Source organism: Vibrio sp. 2134-1 (genome assembly GCF_033339495.1).
Genome location: NZ_JAWOUS010000534.1, coordinates 1 through 652 on the forward strand (window position 1 = coordinate 1; position 652 = coordinate 652).

A 652-nucleotide genomic window follows, 5' to 3' on the forward strand; every position below is an offset into this window, starting at 1 on the left:
GTACGGCCTAGGCTCACCTTATTGAACCTTGTGATCTCAAACTCATCTTTACTTTTGTCGGCTTTTTCGTACAAATCGTTTACTCGCTGATGACATAACAAATATTGAACATGTTTGAATTATGCACGATGTTTTTTTAAGAATTGATAACGTGTATGAAGAATAAAATTATCTTAGCAGTGGGTCTTATTTCTAGCTCGGCAATGGCGGCTAACGAGCCTGCTAATCTGTCTGTCGGTATGGCAGTAGACCAGCAATTGAGCGTGGTTGTGGAAGTTGACAACAAGTATCGAGGTATCATTGGCAACGATGGCATGGCGTTCGACTATATCGCGAAGCGTGGTGCGTTTGACCAGAATATGCCAATCACTTGGTATGTCGGGGTTGGTGGCTGGTATGAGTGGGATGACGAATTTGGTATTCGTGTTCCACTTGGCGTGAACTGGGACCTATCGAAAGGGTGGGACGTTTATGCGCAGATCCATCCTGAGCTCGATCTCTATAAAGGCCCTGACTTACAGTTGGGTGGGGCTGTTGGTGTGAAATACAGCTTCTAGCTCTCAAATAAAAAATGCCGGCATAGATGCCGGCATTTTGTTTCTGATTAAGACGGAATTTCAATCTTACTGTTTGTTCATCGCACGTTTAATGC

At 44.0% G+C, this 652-nt stretch carries 1 protein-coding gene; it reads left to right on the plus strand.

What is annotated here, in order from left to right; genetic code table 11:
- Positions 1-155 precede the first annotated feature (155 nt).
- Complete coding sequence (locus tag R7R78_RS27070; RefSeq protein ID WP_005453959.1) at positions 156-557, plus strand: hypothetical protein; 402 nt, start codon at positions 156-158, stop codon at positions 555-557.
- Positions 558-652 lie beyond the last annotated feature (95 nt).

What these genes read in the sequence shown, in the direction of transcription:
- R7R78_RS27070 (WP_005453959.1), top strand. Translation starts at nt 156, where the DNA reads ATGAAGAATAAAATTATCTTAGCAGTGGGTCTTATTTCTAGCTCGGCA.